Origin of the sequence: Microbacterium sp. HMWF026 (genome assembly GCF_003061325.1) — a bacterium.
In the GTDB taxonomy this organism is placed as follows: Bacteria; Actinomycetota; Actinomycetes; order Actinomycetales; family Microbacteriaceae; genus Microbacterium; species Microbacterium testaceum_E.
Genome location: NZ_QAJB01000437.1, coordinates 1 through 4,802, shown reverse-complemented (window position 1 = coordinate 4,802; position 4,802 = coordinate 1). Strand labels below are relative to the sequence as shown.

The window sequence follows — 4,802 nt, the reverse complement described above, 5'->3', positions numbered from 1 at the left end:
CGACGAGGAATAAATTGGCATTTGACAAGTGCACGCTGTTGAGTTCTCAAGGAACGGACGCACCCACAGAAACAGTCATCTCGACCAACCATGGAGCAGTTCACTACGCGGCCCCAGCCGCATCACAGTGGGACCCTGACGGATCAACCTCGTGAAAGCGGCCGAATGACCAGAAGAAACCTTACACCATCTGGTGGGGTTTCGGGGCGGTTCACCACTTGAGAGGACGCGGGGCCTTCCGGCCGCTCCGCTCTCCCCTGTGGGGCGAACAAGTACTAACTTACGCCCGAACCACCCACCCGTCGAATCCACACCACACCCCGGGCGTGTCGCTCCCATGAAACCGCGAAAACATGCGGAAAAACCACGAGGGGCTCCCGCGAACTCTTCGTCCCAGGGAACCCCTCTCGTCGGTCGCGATCAACCCCTCGTCACGCGGACGCGGTCTCGACCGTCTTGTCGACCGGCAGCGGCCAGAGCGCATCGAGCAACTGACGCACCCAGGCGATGAGGTTCGCGTCGTCGACATCCTGCGGAAGGGGGACGACCATGGCATCCCCTCCCGCCACGAGCTTCGCCTTCGGGTACAGGCGCTGCAGGCGCACGCGCATGGACTCGGCGAGATTCGCCGGGGCGATGCGCAGGTTCGAGCCCATGGCGACGACATCGGCCAGGCCGGCCTGCGCGGCACGTCGGCGCAGACGGGCGACGGCGATCAGGCCCTCGACCTCGGCGGGCGGCTCGCCGTAGCGGTCGCGGAGCTCCTCGACCACCAGGTCGATGGCGTCGTCCTTGGCCGTTGCCGACGCGGCGGCCGAGAGCTTCTGGTACGCCTCGAGGCGGAGACGCTCGCTGTCGATGTAGAACTCGGGCAGACGGGCGTCGACGGGCAGCTCGAGGCGGAGCTCGGTGGGCCCGTCCACGTCCTCACCGCGGAAGGTCGAGACGGCCTCGCCGATCATGCGCAGGTAAAGGTCGAAACCGACGCCCGCGATGTGCCCGGCCTGCTCGGCGCCCAACAGGTTGCCCGCTCCGCGCAGCTCGAGGTCCTTCAGCGCGACCTGCATACCGCTGCCCAGATCGTTGTTGACGGCGATCGTCTCGAGACGGTCCGCCGCGGTCTCGGACAGCGGCTTCATCTCGTCGTACAGGAAGTACGCGTAGGCCCGGTCGCGGCCACGGCCGACGCGGCCGCGCAGCTGGTGCAACTGCGACAGCCCGTACTTGTCGGCACGGTCGATGATGATCGTGTTCGCGTTCGAGATGTCGAGCCCGGTCTCGATGATGGTCGTCGACACCAGCACGTCGGCGCGACGTTCCCAGAAATCGTCGACGACCTGCTCGAGAGCGTGCTCCCCCATCTGCCCGTGCGCGACGACGATGCGCGCCTCGGGGACGAGCTCCGCCAGGTGCGCCGCCACCCGCTGGATGGACGACACCCGGTTGTGCACGTAGAACACCTGGCCCTCGCGCAGGAGCTCGCGGCGGATCGCCGCGGCGATCTGCTTGTCGTTGCGCGGTCCCACGTACGACAGGATCGGATGCCGGTCCTCGGGGGGCGTCGCGAGCGTCGACATCTCGCGGATCCCCGTGACCGCCATCTCGAGCGTGCGGGGAATCGGAGTGGCGCTCATCGCCAGGATGTCGACGTTGGTCTTGAGCTTCTTGAGCGCGTCCTTGTGCTCGACGCCGAAGCGCTGCTCCTCGTCGATGATCATCAGACCCAGGTCTTTGAAGATCACCTTCTCGGTGAGGATGCGGTGCGTTCCGATCACCATGTCGACGGTGCCGTCGGTGAGACCGGCGAGCGTCGCCTTCGCCTCTTTGTCGGACTGGAACCGCGAGAGCGGGCGCACCGTCACCGGGAAGCCGGCGAAGCGTTCGGCGAAGGTCTCGAGGTGCTGCTTGACCAGCAGGGTCGTGGGCACGAGCATCGCCACCTGCTTGCCGTCCTGGATGGCCTTGAACGCGGCGCGCACCGCCACCTCGGTCTTGCCGAAGCCGACGTCGCCCGAGAGCAGGCGGTCCATGGGGATCGGCTTCTCCATGTCGGCTTTGATCTCGTCGATGGTCTGCAGCTGGTCCTGCGTCTCGGCGAACGGGAAAGCTTCTTCGAGCTCGCGCTGCCAGGGGGTGTCGGGACCGAAGGCGTATCCCTTGGACGCCATGCGCGCCGAGTACAGCTTGACCAGCTCGACGGCGATGTCGCGGACCGCCTTGCGCGCGCGCCCCTTGGCCGCCGCCCAATCGCTGCCACCCATCTTCGACAGGGTGGGCGCTTCTCCGCCGACGTACTTGGACAGCAGATCGAGTTGGTCGGTGGGCACGAAGAGCTTGTCGCCCGGATACCCGCGCTTGGCGGGCGCGTACTCGAGGACGAGGTACTCCTTGGTGGTCTTGACGGCGTTGCGACCGCCGCTGGAGACCTCGCGCTGAGTCAGCTCGATGAACTTGCCGATCCCGTGCGTGGCATGCACCACGACGTCGCCCGGCTTGAGCTGCAGGGGATCGACGACGTTGCGTCGCCGCGAGGCGAGCTTCTTGACGCCGCGGTTGTCGCCGCTGACCGAGCGACCGTAGAACTCGGTCTCGGTGATGACCGCGAATCGCGACTCGGTCAGCTCGAAGCCGCGCTCGAGCGGAGCACACACGACGTGGGCGACGCCGGGCTCGGGCGGCGTGCGCAGATCATCGACGCGTCGCGCCGCGATGCCGCGCTCGGCGAGCACGTCGCGCGCGCGATCCACCATTCCCGGACCGGATGCCGTGACCACCACGGACCATCCGTCGGCGAGGAGCGTCCCGACGTGAGCGGTGGCGCCCTCGACGTTGCCCTGGAACGAGGGGACGGGATCGGCCTTGACGCGGTGTGCGGAGTCGTCGCCCACGACGAGACCCTCGTCTTCGGCATCCGCCGCCCCCGAGTCGAAGGCGCTGAGCTGCCACCAGACGCCCCCGCGGCCACTTGCGATCTCGTGGAGGTCGTGGAGGGTGACGAAGTCGCCGGAATCGAGGTCGACGGGGGTGTCGGCGCCGGCGGTCGCCGCCGACCACGCGGCCTCGAGGAATTCGCGGTTGGTGTCGCCGAGCGTGGTGGCACGCGCGAGCGAGCGCTCGGGGTCGACGAGGGCCACCGCACTGCCGCCCGGAAGGTAATCGACCAGGGTGACCAGATCGTCGACGAGCACCGGGATGAGCGACTCCATGCCCTCGGCGGGGATGCCCTCGGCCATCTTCTCAAGCAGCTGGCGGAGTCCGGGATACCCGTCGCGCAGGGCCGCGGCGCGAGCGCGCACCCCGGCGGTCAGTAGCAGCTCGCGACTCGGGTTGAGCGAGACCGCCGACACGTCACCGGGTAGGGACCGCTGATCGGCGACCGAGAACGCGCGGATCTGGTCGACCTCGTCCCCGAAGAACTCCACGCGGTAGGGGTGGTCGGCCACCGGGGGGAAGACGTCGAGGATGCCACCGCGCACCGCGAACTCTCCGCGGCGGGACACCATGTCGACCCGGTGGTAGGCCAACTCGATCAGGCGCGTCGTGACGGTCTCGAGCTCGTGGCCACGCCCCCCGACGACCAGATCGACCGGTTCGACCTCGCCCAGGCCGGGGGCGAGGGGCTGCAGGGCGCTGCGCACCGACGCGGTGACGACCAGGGGGGCCTCGCCGTCCCACGCGGCGATGCGGCGCAGCACGTCGAGGCGCCGCCCCACCGTCTCGGGGCTGGGGCTGAGGCGCTCGTGCGGCAGGGTCTCCCATGCGGGGAAGTGCAGCACGTGCGCGCCGGGGAGGACGGCATCCAAGGCGGGTCCGAGAGACTCGGCGCGACGGCCGGTCGGCGCGATCACGAGCACGGCACCCGGATCGCCGGCCGCCCGCCGCCGTTCGACGAGGCCCGCGATGACGGGGGCGTCGAGGCCGTCGACGAGGGAGAGCGAAAGGTCGGCGGAGGCCGCGGAGGCGGCCTCGCGGTACGACTCAGCCTGCTCGAGGGCGCGCACGATCCCGGGAACTGTCACTCGGGAAAGTCTACGCGGGGCCTGTGACATCGGGTCGGGAGCACGAGGGGGTTGCGCCCGCGGCGGTCTTCTAAAGTGGCGACATGACTTCGCCGAGCGCTCCGAACGGGCCCGTCTTCGCCGCCCCGCACGTCGCGCCCCCGGTCGGCGAGCTGCGCACCGCGCCGCCCGCGCGTCGGCACCGGCGTCCGGTCGGAACCTGGGCCCTGCTGCTGTCCATCGTCGCCGGCGTCCTGGCCCCGGCCGTCGGCGGGTTCGCGGCCTACCGCGGCGCGCGGGGAGCCGCGCCAGGGCTGGCGTCGTCGACGTCGACCACGTTCGACTGGCGCATCCTGTCACCGGTGCGCGACCTGGTCCTTCTGGCGGAGGTGTCGTTCTGGACGGGCACGGCGATCGGGATCACCGCCCTCGTGCTGGGCATCGTCGCGATCGCCCGCCGCGCGGGTCGGGGCACCGGCATCGCCGCGGTCGTCGTCGCCGCGCTCGGACCGGCGGTGTTCACACTGCTGACCGCGGTGGCCGCCGTCGCGGGGCTGGCCACGCTCGGCGAGACCGCCCCGGTCGTCTGACCAGCGTTCTCCTCGGCGCTACCCCGCGCATCATCGCGACGTCCACCCCCGCTGCCCTGTCGAGCCGCGTGCGTACGGTGTCGGAAAGGACGCGACGCGTCCGCTGACCAGAGGAGCATCCCGTGAGCACAGCACCGCCGCCCCCGGAGCCGTACGGCCAACCCGTCCCCCGCGCCGACGGCTACCCCGCCCCCGCCGCGCAGAACGCCTACGG

The 4,802-nt window shown here is 69.9% G+C and carries 2 protein-coding genes; one reads left to right on the top strand and one right to left on the bottom strand.

The window, feature by feature from the left end:
* Positions 1–431: 431 nt before the first annotated feature.
* Complete coding sequence (gene mfd, locus DBR36_RS15885) at positions 432–4,019, bottom strand: transcription-repair coupling factor (protein ID WP_181373645.1); 3,588 nt, start codon at positions 4,017–4,019, stop codon at positions 432–434.
* Between the two features lie 83 nt (positions 4,020–4,102).
* On the opposite strand from mfd, the gene DBR36_RS15880 reads away from it, so the two are divergent.
* The gene (locus tag DBR36_RS15880) at positions 4,103–4,588 is read left to right on the top strand and encodes a hypothetical protein (RefSeq protein ID WP_108320677.1); all 486 of its coding nucleotides are present in this window, start codon (positions 4,103–4,105) and stop codon (positions 4,586–4,588) included.
* Positions 4,589–4,802 lie beyond the last annotated feature (214 nt).